Origin of the sequence: Streptomyces sp. NPDC099050 (genome assembly GCF_044759865.1) — a bacterium.
GTDB lineage: Bacteria > Actinomycetota > Actinomycetes > Streptomycetales > Streptomycetaceae > Streptomyces.
In genome coordinates this window covers 77,478-97,532 of record NZ_JBIWAE010000005.1, presented here as the reverse complement: position 1 = coordinate 97,532, position 20,055 = coordinate 77,478, and the positions used below count along the sequence as shown (strand labels likewise).

The 20,055-nt window shown below is 70.6% G+C and carries 18 protein-coding genes, 1 tRNA gene and 1 pseudogene; 9 read left to right on the top strand and 11 right to left on the bottom strand.

The features are described 5' to 3' along the window. Window positions 1-183: 183 nt before the first annotated feature. Both ACIQV3_RS10605 and ACIQV3_RS10600 read left to right on the top strand, forming a co-directional pair. Window positions 184-831, top strand: a pseudogene (locus tag ACIQV3_RS10605) (class E sortase); the annotation flags it as partial. 10 nt (window positions 832-841) lie between these two features. Further along, window positions 842-1,558, top strand: a complete 717-nt coding sequence (locus ACIQV3_RS10600; RefSeq protein ID WP_403711811.1) for a class E sortase — start codon at window positions 842-844, stop codon at window positions 1,556-1,558. Window positions 1,559-1,613: 55 nt separating this feature from the next. On the opposite strand, the gene ACIQV3_RS10595 is transcribed toward ACIQV3_RS10600, so the two are convergent. Next, complete coding sequence (locus tag ACIQV3_RS10595) at window positions 1,614-1,982, bottom strand: restriction endonuclease (protein WP_403711809.1); 369 nt, start codon at window positions 1,980-1,982, stop codon at window positions 1,614-1,616. A gap of 7 nt (window positions 1,983-1,989) precedes the next feature. Here ACIQV3_RS10595 and ACIQV3_RS10590 point away from each other — a divergent pair, with 7 nt between their 5' ends. Beyond that, window positions 1,990-2,562 carry a hypothetical protein gene (locus ACIQV3_RS10590; protein WP_403711808.1) on the top strand — a complete coding sequence of 191 codons (573 nt, stop codon included), beginning with the start codon at window positions 1,990-1,992 and terminating at the stop codon, window positions 2,560-2,562. Between the two features lie 229 nt (window positions 2,563-2,791). Here the strand turns inward: ACIQV3_RS10590 and pknB are convergent, their stop codons facing one another. From pknB to ACIQV3_RS10560, 6 genes are all read right to left on the bottom strand, one after another. After that, window positions 2,792-4,828, bottom strand: coding sequence for a Stk1 family PASTA domain-containing Ser/Thr kinase (gene pknB / locus ACIQV3_RS10585; protein WP_403711806.1), 2,037 nt, complete (start codon window positions 4,826-4,828; stop codon window positions 2,792-2,794). A gap of 216 nt (window positions 4,829-5,044) precedes the next feature. Beyond that, window positions 5,045-6,514, bottom strand: coding sequence for a peptidoglycan D,D-transpeptidase FtsI family protein (locus tag ACIQV3_RS10580; RefSeq protein ID WP_403711804.1), 1,470 nt, complete (start codon window positions 6,512-6,514; stop codon window positions 5,045-5,047). Continuing rightward, complete coding sequence (locus ACIQV3_RS10575; protein WP_403711801.1) at window positions 6,511-7,947, bottom strand: FtsW/RodA/SpoVE family cell cycle protein; 1,437 nt, start codon at window positions 7,945-7,947, stop codon at window positions 6,511-6,513. Before ACIQV3_RS10575 ends, ACIQV3_RS10580 begins: the two co-directional genes overlap by 4 nt. A 31-nt stretch (window positions 7,948-7,978) precedes the next feature. After that, window positions 7,979-9,454, bottom strand: coding sequence for a PP2C family protein-serine/threonine phosphatase (locus ACIQV3_RS10570; protein ID WP_403711799.1), 1,476 nt, complete (start codon window positions 9,452-9,454; stop codon window positions 7,979-7,981). A gap of 150 nt (window positions 9,455-9,604) precedes the next feature. After that, the gene (locus ACIQV3_RS10565) at window positions 9,605-10,108 is read right to left on the bottom strand and encodes an FHA domain-containing protein (protein ID WP_327305713.1); all 504 of its coding nucleotides are present in this window, start codon (window positions 10,106-10,108) and stop codon (window positions 9,605-9,607) included. A 10-nt stretch (window positions 10,109-10,118) separates the two neighbouring features. Then, window positions 10,119-10,973, bottom strand: a complete 855-nt coding sequence (locus tag ACIQV3_RS10560; protein ID WP_403711796.1) for an FhaA domain-containing protein — start codon at window positions 10,971-10,973, stop codon at window positions 10,119-10,121. Window positions 10,974-11,266: 293 nt separating this feature from the next. Here ACIQV3_RS10560 and ACIQV3_RS10555 point away from each other — a divergent pair. Beyond that, a tRNA-Leu gene (locus ACIQV3_RS10555) sits at window positions 11,267-11,349 on the top strand. Window positions 11,350-11,500: 151 nt separating this feature from the next. On the opposite strand, the gene ACIQV3_RS10550 is transcribed toward ACIQV3_RS10555, so the two are convergent. Genes ACIQV3_RS10550 through ACIQV3_RS10540 form a run of 3 tightly spaced genes read right to left on the bottom strand, consistent with a single transcriptional unit; the run spans window position 11,501 to window position 14,693 of the window. Then, window positions 11,501-11,995 carry a TetR/AcrR family transcriptional regulator gene (locus tag ACIQV3_RS10550; protein ID WP_403712293.1) on the bottom strand — a complete coding sequence of 165 codons (495 nt, stop codon included), beginning with the start codon at window positions 11,993-11,995 and terminating at the stop codon, window positions 11,501-11,503. Window positions 11,996-11,997: 2 nt separating this feature from the next. Next, window positions 11,998-13,695, bottom strand: a complete 1,698-nt coding sequence (locus tag ACIQV3_RS10545; RefSeq protein WP_403711794.1) for a phytoene desaturase family protein — start codon at window positions 13,693-13,695, stop codon at window positions 11,998-12,000. Next, a complete protein-coding gene (locus ACIQV3_RS10540) occupies window positions 13,692-14,693 on the bottom strand; it encodes an ACP S-malonyltransferase (protein WP_403711792.1) in 1,002 nt (333 codons plus the stop codon). Before ACIQV3_RS10540 ends, ACIQV3_RS10545 begins: the two co-directional genes overlap by 4 nt. Window positions 14,694-14,961: 268 nt before the next feature. Between ACIQV3_RS10540 and ACIQV3_RS10535 the strand changes: the two genes are divergently transcribed. The 5 genes from ACIQV3_RS10535 to ACIQV3_RS10515 all read left to right on the top strand — a co-directional run bounded on the left by ACIQV3_RS10535 (window position 14,962) and on the right by ACIQV3_RS10515 (window position 18,669). Beyond that, window positions 14,962-15,237, top strand: a complete 276-nt coding sequence (locus ACIQV3_RS10535) for an acyl carrier protein (RefSeq protein ID WP_403711790.1) — start codon at window positions 14,962-14,964, stop codon at window positions 15,235-15,237. Then, window positions 15,230-16,486, top strand: a complete 1,257-nt coding sequence (locus ACIQV3_RS10530; RefSeq protein ID WP_403711788.1) for a beta-ketoacyl-[acyl-carrier-protein] synthase family protein — start codon at window positions 15,230-15,232, stop codon at window positions 16,484-16,486. The genes ACIQV3_RS10535 and ACIQV3_RS10530 overlap by 8 nt, the downstream gene beginning before the upstream one ends. Then, complete coding sequence (locus tag ACIQV3_RS10525) at window positions 16,483-17,613, top strand: beta-ketoacyl synthase N-terminal-like domain-containing protein (RefSeq protein ID WP_403711786.1); 1,131 nt, start codon at window positions 16,483-16,485, stop codon at window positions 17,611-17,613. Before ACIQV3_RS10530 ends, ACIQV3_RS10525 begins: the two co-directional genes overlap by 4 nt. A 154-nt stretch (window positions 17,614-17,767) precedes the next feature. After that, window positions 17,768-18,265, top strand: a complete 498-nt coding sequence (locus ACIQV3_RS10520; protein ID WP_403711784.1) for a MaoC family dehydratase N-terminal domain-containing protein — start codon at window positions 17,768-17,770, stop codon at window positions 18,263-18,265. Then, on the top strand, window positions 18,262-18,669 hold the full coding sequence (locus ACIQV3_RS10515; protein ID WP_403711782.1) for a MaoC/PaaZ C-terminal domain-containing protein: 408 nt from the start codon (window positions 18,262-18,264) through the stop codon (window positions 18,667-18,669). The genes ACIQV3_RS10520 and ACIQV3_RS10515 overlap by 4 nt, the downstream gene beginning before the upstream one ends. Here ACIQV3_RS10515 and ACIQV3_RS10510 read toward each other — a convergent pair. Next, window positions 18,572-19,978 carry an MFS transporter gene (locus ACIQV3_RS10510; RefSeq protein ID WP_403711780.1) on the bottom strand — a complete coding sequence of 469 codons (1,407 nt, stop codon included), beginning with the start codon at window positions 19,976-19,978 and terminating at the stop codon, window positions 18,572-18,574. The two genes, ACIQV3_RS10515 and ACIQV3_RS10510, sit on opposite strands and share 98 nt — an antisense overlap. Window positions 19,979-20,055 lie beyond the last annotated feature (77 nt).

Sequence of the window (20,055 nt, the reverse complement as noted above, 5' to 3'; positions counted from 1 at the left end):
CCCACCGAGGGCCGGGCAGCGCGACGCAGGGCGGCGCAGGAGGCCGAGAAACGCGCGCGTACGCGCCGCCGGGGCCGCGGCCAGAGCAGGGGACAGAGCAGGGGACAGGGCCGGGGCCGGCGGCGCAGGCGGCCGGCCTCGGGCGGGCCGGTCGTGGTCGTCAGCAGGCTCGCGGGGGAGCTGTTCATCACGCTGGGCGTGGTGATGCTCCTCTTCGTCGGCTACCAGCTCTGGTACACGAACTACCTGGCGGGCCGGACGGCCGACAGCGCGGCCGGCTCGCTCCTCAAGAACTGGGACCGCGATCCGGCCGGGGCGGCCGCCCCGCCGGTGGCGGCGTTCGAGCCGGGCCAGGGCTTCGCGATCCTGTACATCCCGAAGCTGGACGTGAAGGTGCCGGTCGCGGAGGGCACGAACAAGGCCAAGGTCCTCGACAAGGGCATGGTCGGCCACTACGCCGACGGCCCGCTCGCGACCGGGATGCCGGCCGATCCCCTGGGCAACTTCGCCCTGGCGGGCCACCGGAACACGCACGGCGAACCGTTCCGCTACATCAACCGGCTGGTGCCGGGGGACAAGATCGTGGTGGAGACCCGGGACGCGTACTACACGTACGAGATGACCTCGCAGCTCGCGCAGACCCCGCCGTCGAACGTGTCGGTCATCAAGCCGGTGCCCGTCGGATCGGGCTTCACTTCGCCGGGCCGGTACATCACGCTGACCACCTGCACCCCGGAGTTCACCAGCACCTACCGGATGATCGTATGGGGCAGGATGACCGGTGAACGCCCCCGCAGCCAGGGTGCTCCGCCCGAGCTGAACAGCCCGTAGAGGATCCGCAGTGTCACGTGTCGCACCGCCCCCGCGCCGCAGCGCCCTCGCGGGGTTCCTGAGCCTGCTGGGCGAGCTCCTGATCACGGTGGGCCTGGTGCTCGGGCTGTTCGTGGCGTACTCCCTGTGGTGGACGAACGTCCTGGCGGACCGGGACGCCTCGGCGGGCGGGGACGCGGTGCGCCGGCAGTGGGACCGGGCGCCCGCGCAGGCGGCGTCCGCGGCGCCGGGAGCGCTGGACACCCGGGGCGGGATCGGCTTCCTGCACGTGCCGGCGATGAAGAACGGCGAGGTGCTGGTCAAAAGGGGCACCGCCGCGGAGGTCCTGAACGACGGGGTCGCGGGCTACTACACGGAGCCGGTGAAGTCGGCGCTCCCGGGGGACCCGGCGGGCGGCAACTTCGCGCTGGCGGCGCACCGCGACGGGCACGGGGCCAAGTTCCACAACATCGACAAGCTGAAGAACGGCGACGCGATCGTCTTCGAGACCCGCGACACCTGGTACGTGTACAAGGTCTTCGCCGAGCTGAGGCAGACCTCGAAGTACAACGTGGACGCGATCAGCCCGGTCCCCAAGGAGTCGGGCCGCACGGCTCCGGGCCGCTACATCACCTTGACGACCTGCACCCCCGTGTACACCTCGAAGTACCGCTACATCGTGTGGGGCGAACTGGTCCGCGCGGAACACGTCGACGCGAAGCGGAGCCTGCCGGCGGAGCTGCGCTGACAGCGGTTGCTGTGGACAACCCTCGTTTGAAAGCGACAACCTGTCTCTTTCAAAATCACCCCAGCACCTGAAGCCGCACCCCGGCGCTCCAGGCCTCCAGAAGCCCCCTGTGGACGGCCGTGACGCCCCCCTGAGCGGCGATGGCCAGGGACTCCCGCGTGAAGGCGCAGGTGGCCACGTAGAGCGCCACATCGGCCCGCCGGAGCACTTTGGCGGCACCCAGGAACTTCTGCATCTCACCGCTGAGCACGTGCCGGAAGGGCGCGAAGTTCTTGCACTGGACGGCGACGGTCCGCCCGTCGGCGGTGCGGGCGGTGATGTCGACCCCGCGGTCGCCGCCGTGCCCGCCGTACACCTCGACGTCGGTGCACCCGTCCCTCCGCAGCAGCTCTGCGACGTGCAGCTCGAACTCCTTCCAGTTCATCGCGTCGATGGTCCCGATGACCCCGGTGAGGGGCCCTCACGTCCTGGCCGCGCTGGAGCCGGCTGATCTGGAGGTCGTGCTCGACGAGCCTCATCTGGATCTGCTGGACGTCCTCCCGGAGGGAGATCAGCTCGCGGCGCTGCTCGCCGGACGTCTCGATCAGGACGTTCAGCATCGGTACGACGGTCTTGCCGAGCACGTCGGTGATGCGGTTGTCGATCCGTTCGTCGAGCCCGTCCCAACTGGGGCTGTGGATAAAGTTGTCCACAGGGCGTGTGCGGACCTCGGTCTCGGCGTCGAGGAGGTACGTACGCACCTGACGTGCGACTTTGCTGTCTCGGAGCAGCATGCCCGCATTCAGCACCGCCCGTCGGGACCACAGGGCGATGGCCGCGGCGCGGGTGTTGAGCCCACTGACCTCCTTAAAGGAGGTCAGTTCTGGACCTGTCAAAACCTGATAACCGTTGACCGTGAGTTCGTCTCGGTGATCGATCACCACAGATTCGAGGGTCTTAATACCGACCTCGAAATAGGCCGCCACCATCGCCGTCGTGACATGCAGCCCGTTCGGCAGCAGTGACAGCGTCTTCACCTTGTCCAACACTTCCGTCCGCTCCAGGACGCTCGTGCGCAGAGTCCTGGACTCCAGCAGCACCGACTCGTTGATCATGACCCGTCCCTCCCGGGCGGGCCCTGCTGCCCACCCCCGTCCGGGCTAACGAATTCCGTACATATGAAGACACGTACGAAACGGGTCCGGCCCCTCTCGTGGAGAGGGGCCGGAGCCGGGCGTGCTCGGGGTTGCGGGGCTAGTTGCCGAGGCCTCCGAAGAAGCCGCCGCCGTCGTTGCCGCCGTCGTTGCCGCCGTTCTGCTGGTTGTCGGGGACCGTGTTCACGTTGATCACCGCGTTGGGGTCCACCGGGCTGCCGACCGGCGGGTCCGTGCTCAGGATCCGCGCCTTGCCGTCCGAGGAGCCCGACAGGACGGATCCGAAGATCAGGCCCTTGGAGGCGAGCTCGGCCCTGGCCTGGTTGATGGTCCGGCCGACCAGGTTCGGGACCTGGAGCTGCTGGACCTCCTTGGCGATGGAGATGTTGACCGTCGTGCCGACCTCGACCTCGCTGCTCGGGCCGGGGTCCTGGCTGACGACCGTCTTGGGGGCCGTGCCGGGGGGCGCGTCCACCTCCGTCTGGCTGCCGAGCTTCAGCTTGGCGTCGGTGAGGAGCTTGATCGCCGCCTCCCGGGTCTTGCCGGTCAGGTCGGGGACGGTGACCTTGGAGATCTCCTTGGCGACCTGGAGGGTGACCGTCGAGCCCCGCTCGGCCTCGCCGCTCTTCGGCGTCTGATCGATGACGGTGCCGGCGGGCCGCGGGTGCTCGACCAGCTTCTTCTCGATCTGGAAGCCCTTTTCCTGGAGCGCCTTCTCCGCGTCGGCGATCGCCAGGTTGACGACGTTCGGCACGAGGACCTTGGCCGCGCCCGTGGAGACCTTCACCTTGACGACGAAGTTCTTGGCGACCTTGGTGCCCTCGGCGGGGTCCTGCTCGCAGACGCTGCCCTTGGGGGCGGCGTCGCAGGGCATGTCCCCGACCTTTTCGACGACGATGCCGACGTTGGTGCCGTTCGCCTTGGCCGCTTCGAGGGTTTCGCCGATGAGCTTGGGCACCGTGGGCCGGTTGTCGGCCTTGGTCTCGAAGAGGGTGCGTCCGATGAGGATCGCGCCGACCAGGACGAGGATGCCGGCGGTGACCAGCAGGATCGTGGAGGCCTTGCTCTTCTTCTGCGGACGCCGGCCGCGGCCGCCCTGGTCGTAGCCGCCCTGGTCCCCGTGCCCGTGTCCGTAGCCGCCGTCGCCCGGGGGCATCGGCGGGAGCATGGAGGTCTGGTTCGGGTCGGCGGTGCGCAGGGCGGTGGTGGGCTGGTCGTAGCCCTGGTGTCCGTAGCCGTGGCCCTGGTCGGGGTAGCCGTAGCCGGCGGCGCCCATGGAGGCGGTGGCGGCTACGGGCTGGCCGTCGAGGCAGGCCTCGATGTCGGCGCGCATCTCGTCGGCGGACTGGTAGCGGTAGTCGGCGTCCTTGACCAGCGCCTTCAACACGATCGCGTCCATCTCGGGCGTGATCTCGGAGTCGAAGTTCGACGGGGGCTGGGGCTCTTCCCGTACGTGCTGGTAGGCGACCGCGACCGGGGAGTCGCCGATGAACGGCGGCCGGACCGCGAGGAGCTCGTACAGCAGGCAGCCGGCCGAGTAGAGGTCGGAGCGCGCGTCGACCTGCTCGCCCCTGGCCTGCTCCGGGGAGAGGTACTGGGCGGTGCCGATGACGGCAGCGGTCTGCGTCATGGTCATGCCGGAGTCGCCCATGGCGCGGGCGATGCCGAAGTCCATGACCTTGACCTGGCCGGAGCGGGTCAGCATGACGTTGGCGGGCTTGATGTCGCGGTGCACGATGCCGGCGCGGTGCGAGTACTCCAGCGCCTGGAGGATGCCGATGCACATCTCCAGGGTGCGCTCAGGCAGCAGCTTGCGGCCGGAGTGCAGGAGCTCGCGCAGGGTCGAGCCGTCGACGTACTCCATCACGATGTACGGGATGGAGATGTTGTCGACGTAGTCCTCGCCGGTGTCGTACACGGCCACGATCGCCGGGTGGTTGAGCGATGCGGCCGACTGGGCCTCGCGGCGGAACCTGGCCTGGAAGGACGGGTCACGAGCGAGGTCGGCGCGCAGGGTCTTGACGGCGACGGTACGGCCGAGCCGGGTGTCGTGGGCGAGGTAGACCTCGGCCATGCCACCGCGGCCGAGCACGTGGCTCAGCTCGTACCGGCCGCCGAGGCGACGCGGCTCTTCCATAACGTTGCGGCCCTCTCCGTCAGTCCCGACCGCACCCGTGTGTGGTCCGGCGGTGTGCTGTTCGCGCAAAGGCTACCGGCCGATCGCCGGTGATCGGTTCGTGACCACAGGCTGATACCGGACCGGTACCCTACGCTCGGATCCGGGCGGGAACGGTGTCCCGGATCACAGTTGTGGCGCCCCGTGCGGCGCGCGCGTGGCGCTCCGCCCCACCCGTCACTGCTTGTTGCTCTTGAGCACGGCCTGCATGACGGCCTTGGCCACGGGGGCCGCGAGGCTGGCGCCGGAGATGTCCTCGCGGTCCGCGCCGCTGTCCTCGATGACCACGGCGACGGCGACGGGCGAGCTGCCGTCGGGGTTCTGGGCGTAGGAGATGAACCAGGCGTACGGGCGCTTCTTGTTGCCCTCGCCGTGCTGGGCGGTACCGGTCTTGCCGCCGACGACCGCGCCGTTGATCTTGGCGCTGCGGCCGGTGCCGTTGTCGACGACGTTGACCATCATGGCCCGGACCTTCTCCGCGTTCTCGGGGGAGAGGGGCCGGCTCATTTCCTCCGGCTCGTGCTTCTCGACGATGTCGAGGCCGGGCGATTCCAGCTGGCTGACCATGTACGGCTTCATCAGCTTGCCGTTGTTGGCGATGGCGGCGGTGACCATGGCCATCTGCAGCGGGGTGGACGCGGTGTTGAACTGGCCGATCGAGCTGAGCGCGTTGCCGTCCTTGCCCATCGTCTTGTCGTAGACGCTGGGGTAGGCGCGGACCGGGGTGTCGATCTTGCCGTTGTTGAAGCCGAACTTCTCGGCGGTCTTCACCATGTTGTCCCGCCCCACCTTGTTGCCCATGTTGGCGAAGACGGAGTTGCAGGAGACCTGCATGGCGTAGTTGAGCGTGGCCTTGCCGCAGTTCGGGGCGTGGTTGACCATCTCGGTCTTGGTGCCCGGGAGGATGTACGGGTCCTCGGTGTCGGTCGGCGCGTTGATGTCCGTGACGACGCCGTGCTCCAGGGCCGCGGCGGCGGTGACCACCTTGAAGGTGGAGCCGGGCGGGTAGGTCTCGCGCAGGGCGCGGTTGACGAGCTTCTTGTCCTCGCTGTCCTTCAGCTCGTTCCAGGCCTTCCCGTCCACGGACTGCGACAGGCCGGCGAAGCTGGACGGGTCGTACGAGGGGGTGCTGACCAGGGCGAGGATCGCGCCGGTCCGCGGGTCGATCGCGGCGACGGCGCCCTTCTTGTCGCCGAGCTGCTTGAAGGCGGCTTCCTGCGCGGCGGAGTTCAGCGTCGTGACGACGTTGCCGCCCTGCTTCTTCTCGCCGGTGAACATGCCGATGGTGCGGTCGAAGAAGAGCCGGTCGTCGTTGCCGGTGAGGATGCCGTCCTCGAGGGATTCGAGCTGGGTGGAACCGAAGGCCTGCGAGGCGTAGCCGGTCACCGGGGCCCAGAGGGGGCCGTTGAGGTAGGTCCGCTTGTACTTGTAGTCGCTGCCGTCGGTGACGACGGACCCGGTGATCGGCTTGCCCTCGACGATGATGTTGCCGCGCTCGGTGGCGTACTGGGCGATCTGGACCCGGCGGTTCTCCTTGCGGGTGCTCAGGTCCTCGGCCTTGACGTACTGGAGCCAGTTGGTCCGCACGAGCAGTGCCAGGACGAGCAGCCCGCAGAAGATCGAGATGCGGCGCAGGGGCTTGTTCATGACGGGCGGACCACCTGGGTCATCTCGGAGTCGGGGGACGGTGCCGGGGCCGGGGCAGGGCGGCGTGCGGTGTCGCTGATCCGGATGAGGACGGCGATGAGGATCCAGTTCGCGAGCACGGACGAGCCGCCGGCCGCGAGGAAGGGCATGGTCATGCCGGTCAGGGGGATGAGGCCCATGACTCCGCCGGCGACCACGAACACCTGGAGCGCGAAGGCGCCCGAGAGGCCGATCGCGAAGAGCTTGCCGAAGGGGTCGCGGGCGGCGAGGGCGGTGCGCACGCCTCGCTCGATGATCAGTCCGTAGAGCAGCAGGAAGGCCATGACGCCGGTGAGCCCGAGCTCCTCGCCGACGGTGGCGAAGATGAAGTCGGAGTTGGCGGCGAACAGGATGAGGTCGGAGTGGCCCTGTCCCCAGCCGGTGCCGAGGACCCCGCCGGAGCCGAAGCTCATGATCGACTGGGCGATCTGCTCGCAGGGTCCGGCCTGGAGGCCGCCCTTGGCCCAGCAGCCGAAGGGGTCCGACCAGGCGCTGACGCGGGCTCCGACGTGGCTGGAGAAGCCGGCGACCACGACGGCGCCGCCGACCGACATCAGCAGGCCGATGACGATCCAGCTGGTCCGCTCGGTGGCCACGTACAGCATGATCACGAACATGCCGAAGAACAGCAGCGAGGAGCCGAGGTCGTTCTCGAAGATCAGGATGAGCAGGCTCACCGCCCAGATCGCCAGGATCGGCCCGAGGTCGCGGCCGCGCGGCAGGTAGAGGCCCATGAACCGGCGGGAGGCCAGGGCCAGGGCGTCGCGCTTGACCATGAGGTAGCCGGCGAAGAACACCGCGAGGATGATCTTCGCGAACTCTCCGGGCTGGATGGAGAAACCGGCGACGCTGATCCAGATCTTGGCGCCGTAGACGTCCGCGCCGAGGCCGGGGACCAGCGGCAGCAGGAGCAGCACCAGGGCGGCGGCCATCGAGATGTAGGTGAACCGCTGGAGGATGCGGTGGTCCTTGAGGAAGAGCAGCACGACGGCGAACAGGGCGATGCCGAGGGCCGTGTACAGCATCTGCCGGGGCGCGGACTCGGTGAAGGCGCCGAACTGCCGCTTCGCCAGGCTCTGCAGGCGCTCGGACTGGTCGAGGCGCCAGATCAGGACGAGGCCGAGCCCGTTGAGGAGCGTGGCGATCGGCAGCAGCAGCGGGTCGGCGTACTTGGCGTAGCGCCGGACGACGAAGTGGGCGATGCCCGCCAGGACGCCGAGGCCGAGCCCGTAGGTGAACATGCCCGGGGGCAGTTCGTCGTCGATCGTCAGGCCGGTGATGGCGTAGGCGAACATCGTGATGACCACGGCGAAGGCGAGCAGCAGGAGCTCGGTGTTCCGCCGGCTCGGCGCCTCGATGGCGCCGATGGTGGTCGTGTTGGTGACAACGCTCATGGTGTGACGGGCCCCCTGTGCCCGCGTATGTCTACTGCTTATCGCACTGGCTGACGACCTGCTGCTCGGCGGCAGTCAGGACGGGGCCGGGTGTTTGGTTGCCCTGTGCCTCGGCCGCGCGTCGTTCCTCGTCCTTCTTGCACGCGGAGGCCTGGGTACCGAGTTCGTCGATCTTCGTGCGGGCGGCGTCGAGACTGCTCTCGCTGATGGTGTCAGCGACCTGCTTGCGCTTGAAGGGCGGCAGGTACTTCAGTTCGATGTCGGGGCGGTCGGTCTCCACCTTGGAGAGCTCCAGCGGGCCCAGCTTCTGGCTGATCCCGCGGAAGAGCGCCACGTGCTCGTCCTTGGCCCCGACGTAGAACTGAGTCTGGGTCCAGCGGTAGCCCGCGTACAGTCCGCCGCCGATGACACCGAGGACCACGAGCAGCGTGAGCGTGCGCGTGGTCCACTTGCGGCCCTTGCCGCGGCGCCTGCGCGGGTGGTCGTACGTGTCCTCGTACCCGGAGTCGCCGTCGTACGGGTCGGTGTCGCCGAAGCTGCCGTACGCGTCGGCTCCGCCGCCCTGTCCCTGGGCGCCGTAACCGCCGTAACCCGGGCCCTCACCGCTGCCGGGAGGCCCGAAGGAGCCGGCGGGCGGGGGGCTCTGGCGGCCGAGCCCGGAGGCGCGGCCGGCCGGGGTCTGCATGGCGTTGCCGCCGTCGAAGAGCTGGTGGTGCTGGTTCTCGGCGACCGCGCCGACGACGACCGGGGTGTCGTTGACCTGCGCGGCCAGGGTGTCGTTGCTGTCGGTGTCGAGGACGTCGGCCACGATGCAGGTGATGTTGTCGGGGCCGCCGCCGCGCAGCGCGAGCTGGATGAGCGAGGCCACGGTCTCACGGGGGCCGTGGTAGTCGGCGAGGGTCTCTTCCAGGGTCTGGTGGGAGACCACGCCGGAGAGTCCGTCGGAGCAGATCAGGTAGCGGTCGCCGACCCGGACCTCGCGGATGGAGAGGTCGGGCTCGACGATGTCGCCGCTGCCCAGGGCTCTCATCAGCAGGGAGCGCTGCGGGTGGGTGGTGGCTTCCTCTTCGGTGATCCGGCCCTCGTCGACGAGGCGCTGAACCCAGGTGTGGTCCTGGGTGATCTGCGTGAGGACGCCGTCGCGGAGCAGGTAGGCGCGGGAGTCGCCGACGTGGACCAGGCCGAGGCGCTGGCCCGTCCACAGCAGGGCGGTGAGCGTGGTGCCCATGCCCTCCAGCTGGGGGTCCTCCTCGACCATGACGCGCAGCTGGTCGTTGGCGCGCTGCACCGCGGTGCTGAGCGCGGTGAGCATGTCGGAGCCCGGGACGTCGTCGTCGAGCTGCACGAGGGCGGAGATCACCTCGGAGCTCGCGACTTCACCGGCGGCCTGGCCGCCCATGCCGTCGGCGATCGCGAGGAGACGGGGGCCGGCGTAGCCGGAGTCCTCGTTGCCCTCCCGGATCATGCCCTTGTGCGATCCGGCGGCGAACCGCAGGGACAGACTCATGCGCACCTGCCCTGTCGACGACGATGCTGCCTCGGAATACAACCGGTCTCGAGCCACACTGCCCACCCTCCGGCCTGGAGCGCGCTCGGGTCCGTGTCCCCGGTGGGACGGACCGCTGCGGCTCGCTCGCTCCGCTCGCTCATTCTCGTACTACTTCCGCAGCTCGATGACGGTCTTGCCGATGCGGATCGGGGCGCCCGGCGGAATGGGCGTCGGGGTGGTCAGCCGGGTCCGGTCGAGATACGTGCCGTTGGTGGACCCGAGATCCTCGACGATCCACTGGCCGTCACGGTCGGGGTAGATCCTGGCATGCCGGCTGGAGGCGTAGTCGTCGTCCAGCACGATCGTCGAGTCGTGGGCCCGGCCCAAGGTGATCGTCTGGCCGGCGAGGGCCACCGTGGTGCCCGTGAGGGTGCCCTCGGAGACGACGAGTTTGGTCGGCGCACCGCGGCGCTGGCGCTGCTGCGGTGGAGCCGCGGCCTGGCGGCCCTGCTGGGCCGGGGCGCCGGAAGCGCCCCCGCCGCGGCGGGAACCGCGCTGCGTGACTCTCGTACCGAAGAGATCACTGCGAATGACCTGGACGGCCACGATGACGAACAGCCACAGAACGGCCAGGAAACCCAACCGCATGACCGTCAGGGTCAGCTCTGACATTGCCCCCGCTTCACCCTTCGGCTTGCCGGTAAATGATGGTGGTGCTGCCCACGACGATCCGTGAACCGTCGCGGAGCGTAGCGCGGGTGGTGTGCTGCCCGTCCACCACGATGCCGTTGGTGGACCCGAGATCCTGGATCGTCGAGGGCGTTCCGGTCCGGATCTCACAGTGCCGGCGCGATACGCCGGGGTCGTCGATCCGCACGTCGGCCTCGGTGCTTCGGCCGAGTACGAGCGTAGGGCGCGAGATCTGGTGGCGGGTGCCGTTGATCTCGATCCAGTGGCGCCGGACGGCGCCTCCGGTGGGTACGGGAGCCGGTCCGCCGGGACCGGCCGGGGCCGGCCTGCGCGCGCCGGGTCCGCCCGGGGGCGGACCCGCGGGCATGGGCGGCGGGGAGGCCGGGGGGTACCCGTAGCCGCCGGGCTGGGCCGGGGGGGCCTGGTGGCCCTGCCCCTGGCCCGGACCGGGCTGGCCGGGGGACTGGGAGGTGCTGGAGGCGAGCGTGCGGCTGCGGACCCGGTAGAGCCCGGTGTCCAGGTCGTCCGCCTTCTCCAGCTGGACCTTGATGGGGCCCATGAAGCTGTAGCGCTGCTGCTTGGCGTAGTCGCGGACGAGGCCCGCGAGCTCGTCGCCGAGCTGGCCCGAGTACGGGCTCAGACGCTCGTAGTCGCCCGTGCTCAGCTCCACGATGAAGTCGTTGGGGACAACGGTCCGCTCGCGGTTCCAGATGGTGGCGTTGTTGTCGCACTCGCGCTGGAGGGCGCCCGCGATCTCCACCGGCTGGACCTCGGACTTGAACACCTTGGCGAAGGTGCCGTTCACCAGACCTTCGAGTCGCTGCTCGAACCGCTTCAGGACTCCCATGGGGCACCTCCTCCGTCGTTGTCGCCCTGTACTGCTTACTGATCGTATCCACGCGTGGCGGATTCGGGTGGTTCCCCATCGGTCACGTGCGCATGAGTGTTGGTCCTCACAAGCGATCGTAGGGGCGCCCCGAGGACAGTGTCCCGCACCGGCGGCCGAGTGCGGGAGGGGCGGTCGTCGGCGGGCGTCGGGAGAGCACGAAAAGCGATGTGAATCCAGCCCCTCCGACGTGCTAATGTTCCGATGTCGCCAGGGGAACGGCCCGCAAGGGAAGAACCGCTGGTAGTCACTTTGCGCGAGTGGCGGAACGGCAGACGCGCTGGCTTCAGGTGCCAGTGTCCTTCGGGACGTGGGGGTTCAAATCCCCCCTCGCGCACAGATCGAAGAGCCCCCGCTCCGGAGAAATCCGGAGCGGGGGCTCTTTCGTCGTGCCCGGTGGGCGGTCGGCGGGCGTCCGGGATGCGGACGCGGGCGTGACGAGGGTCTCGGGCGCTCGGGCCGGCCGGGCAGGGGCCGGAGGGGGCGGGTCAGCGGGCCGCCGGCGGGGTCATGGCCGCTCTCGTGGTGGCCAGGGCTTCGTGGGCGAAGAAGGCCGTGACCTCGGCCGGGGCGGCGCCGGAGCAGGTGTGGACCAGGTCCCGCAGGTCGCACCAGGAGCGGCGGACGACGGCGGCGAAGGGGCGGTCGTCCAGGGCCGCCGCCGCGGCGACGGCCTGGAGCCGCATCAGGGGGAGGGGGCCCTCGGCGAGGAGGCGGTCGCGGGCGCGGGCCATGGCGTCCAGCGCCTCGGTGCCCCGCAGGTCCGCGGCGGCCAGCTCGTACACCGCGGCGGTCCGCTCGAAGGAACGGACCGCCGCGGCCTGGAACAGGGCGCGCTTCGTCGGGAACAGCCGGAACAGGTACGGCTGTGAGACTCCGACCCGGCGGGCGATCGCCTCCGTCGAGGTGCCGTGGTAGCCGCCGGTGGCGAACTCGGCGATCGCCGCCCGGAGCACGGTCTCCCGGCGTTCGTCCGCGCTCAGCCTCACGCCGGCCTGCGGGGCGACAGCTCGTGGGAGACCGTCAGGGGGTCCCATTCCGTGCCGCGGTCCGGGAGCAGCGCGGGGTCCCCGAGCACCGATCCCGAGTGCACCTCGTGCATGAGGCGCCGGCCCAGGATCTGGCCGGCGCAGGCGATGCCGCTGACGGCCGAGCCGGTGATGCCGTTCCCGTAGCGGGTGTTGGCCCCGGCGATGTGCAGGCCCTGGATGAGGGTGGCCGTGTCCGGGCGGGCGCCGGTGGCGCCCCACTGCGCCATGCCGAAAGGGGTGCCGCCGGTGGAGAGCGTGTACCGCTCCTGGGTGAGCGGGGTCGCCGTCTCCACGTGGGTGATGTGGCCGCGGAACGGGCCGAGGACCTCCTCCGCGGCGTCCAGGACGGACTCGGTCAGCCGTGCCTTCTCCTTGCGGTACACCGGGTTGTCGCGGTACCTCCCGCCGTCCGCCGGGCCGTCGGCGACGCCCCAGCGTTCGAGGCCGGGCGGGCAGAGCGTCATCAGCTGGAAGTTGGAGTGGCCGGGCGGGCAGATGCGGCGGCCGACGTGGTCCTTGCCGGAGGCGAAGGACATGAAGAGGAAGTCGGTGGTGGAGGACGGGGCGCCGGAGCGGAGGTCCTCGTAGAAGCGGCCGATGTCCTCGCCGCGGTACCACCAGACGTTGGCGTGGCGCTCGATGTCCTTGTCCAGGGCCACGTAGACGGTGGCCCAGGGCAGTGCCATCCGGGCGTCCCTGGTCTTGGCGGCCAAGCGCCGGGGCAGCCGGTCCTCGCCCACCAGCTCGAGCATGGTGCGGCGGTAGTCGGCGTTCGATACGACGACCGGAGCCGTGGCACCGGTCCCGTCCGCGAACTCCACGCCGCGGGTCCGGCCCTCCTCGATCGCGATCCGCGTCACCCTGGCGCGGGTCCGCAGGGCCCCGCCGTGCGCGCGGATCACTTCGAGCAGCCCCGAGGCGAGCATCTGCCCGCCGCCCTGCGGGTAGTAGGCGCCGCGGACGTAGTGGTCGATGAGGGTGGCGTGCGTGGCGACGGTCGCCTCGTCCGGCGACATCCCGTAATTGGGCGACTGGGCGGCGAGCAGGGTGCGGGCGCGGGTGGAGAGCGCGCAGTGGTCGAAGAGCTCGGTCAGCGTCCGCCGGCCCCAGGCCACCGACTGCGGGGCGAGGCGTTGCAGCTCGGCCATGGGCAGGTCCGCGGCGGAGACGATGGCGTCGCGGCGCTCGGTGCCGAGCCCCGCCACGACGTCCAGGAAGGTGTCGATCCCGGCGGCGTCCGCGGGGCAGGCCTCCTGGAGCCGCTCGCGGTACCGCTTCCAGTCCGCCGGCATGTCGAGGGTGGTGCCACCGGCCACGATGCGGTCGAAGCCGTCGGGGTCCATCTCCTCGTACGGGACCCTGCCCTGGAGCCCCAGACCGTCCAGGATGGCGGGCAGGATGCCGTCGGGGCCGCAGTCGCCGAGGTAGTGCACGCCGACGTCGAACTCGTAGGCGCGGCGTCTGCGGAACACGTGGCTGTTGCCTCCCGCGACCGATCCCTGCTCGGCGACCAGGACCCGCTTGCCGCCGACCGCGAGGTAGGCCGCGCACACCAGGCCGCCGATGCCCGAGCCGATGACGATCGCGTCCCAGTGGGTGCGGGCGGCCGCGGTCGCGGCCGCGTCGGTGTGGGTGTGGGTGGTCGTGTTCATGCGGCGCTCCGTACGAGGGTCCTCGGGACGGCGGGCAGTTGACCCGGCTCCGAGATGGTCAGGCGGGTTACTCGCGGCGCGCTTTGGCGGGCCAGTGCGGTGAGGCTGCGGCCGGGGCCGACCTCCACGAACATGTCGCAGTACAGGTCGTCGGCCATCGTGCGCACCGAGTCCGCCCAGCGCACCGGGCCGGTCAGCTGGCGCTCCAGCAGGCCCGGCCAGCCGTCCGGGCCGTGGTGCGGCCGCGCGTCCGCGTTGGCCACGACGGGCGCGGATCCGCGGTGGAACTCCGTGGCGGCGAGGGCGGTGGAGAGGGCCGCCGTGGCGCCGGCCATCAGCGGGGTGTGGAAGGCGCCGCCGAGGGGGACCGGCAGGATCCCGGTGGCCCCCAGCTCCCGTGCCAGGGTGCGGCAGCGGGCCACGGAGGCCGGGTCGCCCGACAGGACGGTCTGTTGGGCCGAGTCGAGGTGCGCCACCCAGACCCGGCCGCCGGCCTCGCGCACCGACTCCGCGGCGCGCTCCAGGGCTTCGGGGGCGAGCCCCTGAACGGCCGCCATGGTGCCGGGGACCGCGAGGGATGACTCCTGCATGGCCTTGCCGCGGGCGGCGACCAGGCGTACGCCCTCGTCGAAGCCGATGATCCCGGCGGCGACGAGTGCGGAGTACTCGCCCAGGCCGTGGCCGGCGCAGACGAGGGGGCGGGCGGCTGCCGGCAGGGCCCGCCGCAGATCGGCGAGGATCACCATCTCCAGTACGAAGGTGGCGATCTGGGCGCCGTCCGTCCGCGGCGGGTGGTTCGCGCCGTCCGCGCCGTGGACGGGATCCAGCAGCAGGCCGGCCACGTCGTGCCCGGAGACCTCGCTCGCGCGCTCCGCCAGGAACCAGCTCGGGGAGTCGGCCCAGGGCCGCCCCATTCCGGGATGCCGCGCATCCTGGCCCGGGAATATCAAAGCCAAACGCGGACCTCGCAGACCGCGCAGACCACTCGGACCGCTCATCTCTACCTCTTCCGCCGTCCCGATATCACCGTCCCGGTGATTCTGGCAGGGAGGTTTGGAATCTCGATAAACCATCGACAAAACCTCGATAAACCCCGGATAAACCATCGATAAAACCCCAGGCAAATGCCGGGCGAAGGTGATCGAGGTGCGGCGTTGTCACTTTGGGGGAATGCGCTGCCTCTTTGGTTGAGTGGGACTTGCTCGGTCAATTCATACCCGCATACGGTCCTGTTCGAACGGTTCGAAGGCGACGAGAGGCAAGCGCATGACTCAGCAGACTGCGGCATCCGTGAGTGACTACTACGCGGCTGTCGGTTCGATCGTGAACGAAGAGCTCGAGCTGGAAGACGGTGAGCTCACCGACGGTGGCCACTTCATCGACGACTACGACAGTGACTCGCTCTCCCTCATCACCGTCGTCGCCAGGATCGAGAAGGAATTGGGTGTGGTCATGCCGAAGACCGACCTCACCGAACTCGTGAACCTGCGCCTCCTGGTGGACGGTGTCGAGCGGTATGCCAAGGAGAACCCGAATGACTGAGACCGGACCCGCGCGCACTGCCGGAAAGGCGGCGGGAACGTACCGTCGGGTGGTCATCACTGGGCTCGGCGCGGTGTCTCCGGTCGGTATTGGTGCCGATGTTTTCGCCGCGGCCATCCGTGCGGGCGAGAGTGGTACCGGGCCGATCGAGAGTTTCGATGCGAGTGCTTTCCCGCGGCGCAATGCCGGCGAGGTCCTCGATTTCGATCCCACCGACCACCTCAAGCGGCTCGACCCGGCCCGCTGGGGCCGCAGCGGCCTGCTGGCCGCCGCGGCCGCCCGGCTGGCCCTCGCCGACGCCGGGATCGACGAGGGCCAGCTGGAAGCCGCCGGTGCCGGCGCGATCATGGGGACGACCAGCGGGGAGTCCGCCGTCGTCCAGGAGCTGGCCGGGCAGTGGATCCAGGGCGGCCTGGAGTCGATCGACGGCGGCCTGGCCGGGCAGACCCCGGCCGCGCGGATCGCCAACGCGGTCAGCTCCGAGCTGCTGCTCAGCGGCGACACCCAGACGATCCCGACGGCTTGTTCCGCCTCCAACTACGCGCTCGGGTACGCCTTCGACCTGGTCCGCAGCGGTGAGGCCGACGTGATGCTGGCGGGCGGCGCCGATGCCGTCAACCGGCTGACGCACGCCGGATTCTACGCCCTCGGCGCCATGGCCGAGGACGTTCCGCGGCCCTTCGCCGCGGACCGCTCGGGCATCGTCACCGGCGAGGGCGGCGCGGTGCTGGTGCTGGAGACGTACGAGCACGCCCGGCGGCGCGGTGCCCGCATGTACGCCGAGGTCCTCGGGTACGCGGCGAACTGCGACGCCTCCCACATGGTGCACCCCGACGCGGCCAGCATCGCTTCCGGTATCCGGGCCGCGCACGAGGCGGCGGGGGTGGACCCGGAGCAGATCGACTACATCTGCGCGCACGGAACGGGCACCCCCACCAACGACGCCACCGAAGTGGCGGCGGCGCGCGAGGTGTTCGGCGACCGCATACCGCCGATCAGCTCGATCAAGTCGATGCTGGGCCACACCATGGGCGCGGCCTCCGGCTTCGGCGCGATCGCCTGCTGCAAGGCGCTGGAGCAGGACTTCCTGCCGCCCACTGCCAACGTCACCGAGCCGGACCCCGAGCTCGGCGAGGGCGTGGACTGCGTGCCGGGCACCGGCCGCGAGGCCCGCCTGAACATCGTGCAGAACCACGGCTTCGCCTTCGGCGGGAACAACGTCGTCACCATCCTGGGGAGGGTTTCGTGACCGCCACGACCGAGGCCGCCGGCGCTGCCGCGGAGCGGAAGGTGACCGTCGTCGAACCGCTCTACGTGGCGTCGGCGGGCGTCGTCTCCGCGGCCGGTCTGGGCCTGGACGCGCTGGCCGAGCGGCTGCTCGGCGGCGAGGCCCCCGAGGAGTCCCGTGACGAGCCGGTCGGCGAGGACGCGGCGGACTACCCGCCGCGTCCGGTCCGGGCGGTACGGGGCCTGGACGCCAAGGAGCAGCTCGGTCGCAAGGGCACGAAGTACCTGGACCGCCTGACCTCCTTCGGGCTGGTCTCCTGCAAGGAAGTGCTCCAGGGAATCGAGGTCGACGGGGCGCGCACGGGCGTGGTGCTCGCCACGAACACCGGATCGGTGTCCACGCACAGCACTCTGCTCTACGACACGCTGACGCTGGAGAAGCCGTACCTGGTCAATCCGGGCCGGTTCCCGAACACGGTGATGAACAGCACCACCGGCCAGATCGCCATCCGCAACGGACTGCGCGGCCTCAACGCCACGGTGGCGGGCGGCCAGACGGCCTCCCTGCTCGCCTTCCGGCACGCCCGGCTGGCGCTCACGCTCGGGCGCGCGGACCGGCTGCTGGTCGGTGGCGTGGAGGAGCTGAGCGCTCCGGCGGCCTGGGGCTGGCACCGTACCGGGGTGCTGCGGGAGGGCGCCGCGCTCGGCGAGGGCGCCGCGGTGTTCACGGTCCAGCCCGACCGGCCGGCTGGTGGCGAACTGGCCGAACTCCTCGCGTGCGAATCGCGGTTCACCGCCGATCCGCGCAACTACGCCGACGGACTGGCCTTCGCCGTCTCGCGTGCGCTGCGGCGCAGCGGGGTCGAACCGGGCGAGGTCGACGTGGTCTCCCTCGGGGCCGTGCACCAGCGCGGTCTGGAAGCGGTCGAACGGCGCGGCGTGCGGGTCGCGCTGGGCGGTGCGCCGAAGGCGACCCTGCGGATCGCCGACGTGCTCGGTGAGACGTACAGCGCGAGCGGCTCGATGCAGCTCGCCGGTCTCCTCGCGCTGTGGAAGGCGCAGCCGCCCGTCACGCGGGTGACGGCGCTCATCACCTCCGTCGGGTGGGACGGCAACGCGGCCGCCCTGGTGGTGAGTTCACCCCGCTGATGTCCGGCCGGCTCACAGCGGCGCCCGCGAACCCTCACGCGGGCGCCGCTGTGCTGTCCGGCCGTTGGTGTTGCCCGTCACTGTGCCGGTCCGTCCGGCTGTCCGGCTGTCCGGCTGTTCGTCCTTCTGTCTGCACATTCCGAGGAGAGGCCCCATGCCATCCGCTTTCGACACGTCCTTCGCGGGGCGTACGTACCTGCCGAGCGAGCCCTACGAAGTCGGCCGCGAGACCATCCGCGAGTTCTCGCGCGCGGTGGGCGACGAGGCAGGCGACGGCCTGACGGCGCCGCCCACGTTCCCCATCGTGCTGTCCATGCACGCCGAGCGGCAGGTGATCGACGATCCCGGGCTCGGCTTCGACTTCTCCCGGGTCCTCCACCGCGACCAGCGGTTCGACGCGGTGCGGCCGGTCCGGTCGGGGGACCGCCTCGTCGTCGTGATCGAGGTGCTCGCCGCCGCCACCGTCGACGGCAACGACGTGCTCACCCTGCGCGGGCTGGTCCGGGAGGCGGACGGCGGCGCGCTGGTGTGCACGACGACGTCCACGCTCGTCTCACGGCACGCTGCGGGAGAGAACACTGCGGGACAGAGCACTGCGGGACAGAGCACTGCGGGACAGAACGCTTCAGGACAAAAGGAGGCCGGCCGGTGACCGCCGCAGGAGACGCGTTCCCCACCCGTACCTTCCGCGTGACCCGGGCCGATCTCGTCCGGTACGCGGCGGCGTCCGGTGACCACAACCCGATCCACTGGTCCGACTCCGGGGCCGCCCGGGTAGGGCTGCCGGGCGTCATCGCCCACGGGATGCTCAGCATGGGCCTCGCCGCGACGGCCCTGCGCGGGTGGGTGGGCGAGGGGGCCGTCTTCGAGGAGTACGGGACCCGGTTCACCCGCCCCGTCGTGGTCCCCGACACCGCCGACGGTGTGGAGATCACCGTCGACGGCTCGGTGGCGGAGGTCAGGGAAGACGGCTCGGTTCGGGTCGATCTGACCGTGCGCTCGGGGTCGCAGAAGGTGCTGGCGCGGACCCGGGCCGTGCTTTCGTACGCCCGATAGCCAGTCCCGCGAAGGCGCCCGCGAACACCACGGCGGCCCCCGTCAGCACGGCGCTGCGGAGGCCGCCTTGTACGTACACGAGGGTGAGCACGGCGATACCGAGGGCGCCGCCGAACTCGCGGATGGTGTTGTTCACCCCGGACGCCAGGTTGTGCTCGTGCTCCTTCACCGAGCCGATCACGGTCGCGGGGTTGGCCGCGAAGACCAGGCCCATGCCGACGCCGGCGAGCACCATGGCGGCGACCATCGGCCCGTAGGACACGCCGGGCCGGGCGATCAGCCCCAGCCAGGCCAGCGCGACGGCCTGGGCCAGACAGCCGGCCGCCTGGAGCCGCCAGCCGCCCACCCGGTCCAGCAGGGCGCTGGCCACGGGTACGGCCACCATCGGGGCCACGGTCCAGGGCAGGGTGCGCAGGCCCGCTTCGAGCGGTGAGTAGCCCATCGGACCCTGGAGGAACTGGGCCAGGAAGAAGATGGATCCGAACACGCCGAAGTACATGGCCATCGCCAGCATGTTGCTCAGCATGAACGGCCGCACCCGGTAGAGGTGGAGCGGGATGAGCGGGTGCGCGGCGGTGCGCTGGCGGTGGGCGAACGCGGCTCCGAGTACGGCGGTCAGCGCGACGCCGAGGAGCGTGCGGAGCGGTGACACGTCCTCTCCGGCGGACTGGATGATGGACCAGACCGCGGCCACGACGGTGCCGCAGGAGAGCAGGGTCCCCCACACGTCGAGGGGGCGGGCCGCACCGGTCGATTCGCGTACGGCCCACAGTGCGAGCGGCAGGGCGAGCAGGCCCACCGGCACGTTGAGCCAGAAGATCCAGTGCCAGTCCAGGCCCTGGGTCACCATCCCGCCCGCCATCGGGCCGATGGCGATGCCCAGGCCGTTGACCCCGCCCCACACGCCGACGGCCAGGGCGCGTTTCGCCGGGGCGACCGCGGCGACCGCGAGGGTCAGGGAGACCGGCAGGATCGCTGCGGCTCCGGCGCCCTGCAGGACGCGGGCGGCCATCAGGGCGCCCACCGAGGTGGCGAGCGCGCAGGCGGCCGAGGCCGCGGTGAACACGCCGATGCCCCAGACGAAGACGCGGCGGCGGCCGATCCGGTCGCCCAGCGCGGCGCCGGCGAGCAGGAGTCCGGCGAAGGGCAGGATGTAGCCGTTGACCACCCACTGCAGGCCGGTCTGGGTGGTGTTCAGGTCGTCCGCGATCACGGCGAGGGCGTTGGTGACGACCAGGTTGTCCACGGCGACCATGAACATGGGCAGCGAGGTCGCCACCAGGGCCCACGCCGGCCGATCGGCTCTCATCACGGCTTCCTTCCTCTCTGTGGTGTCTGTCACGTCTGTCGTGTGCTGTTGCTGGAAATGCACGCAGGCCGCCGAAC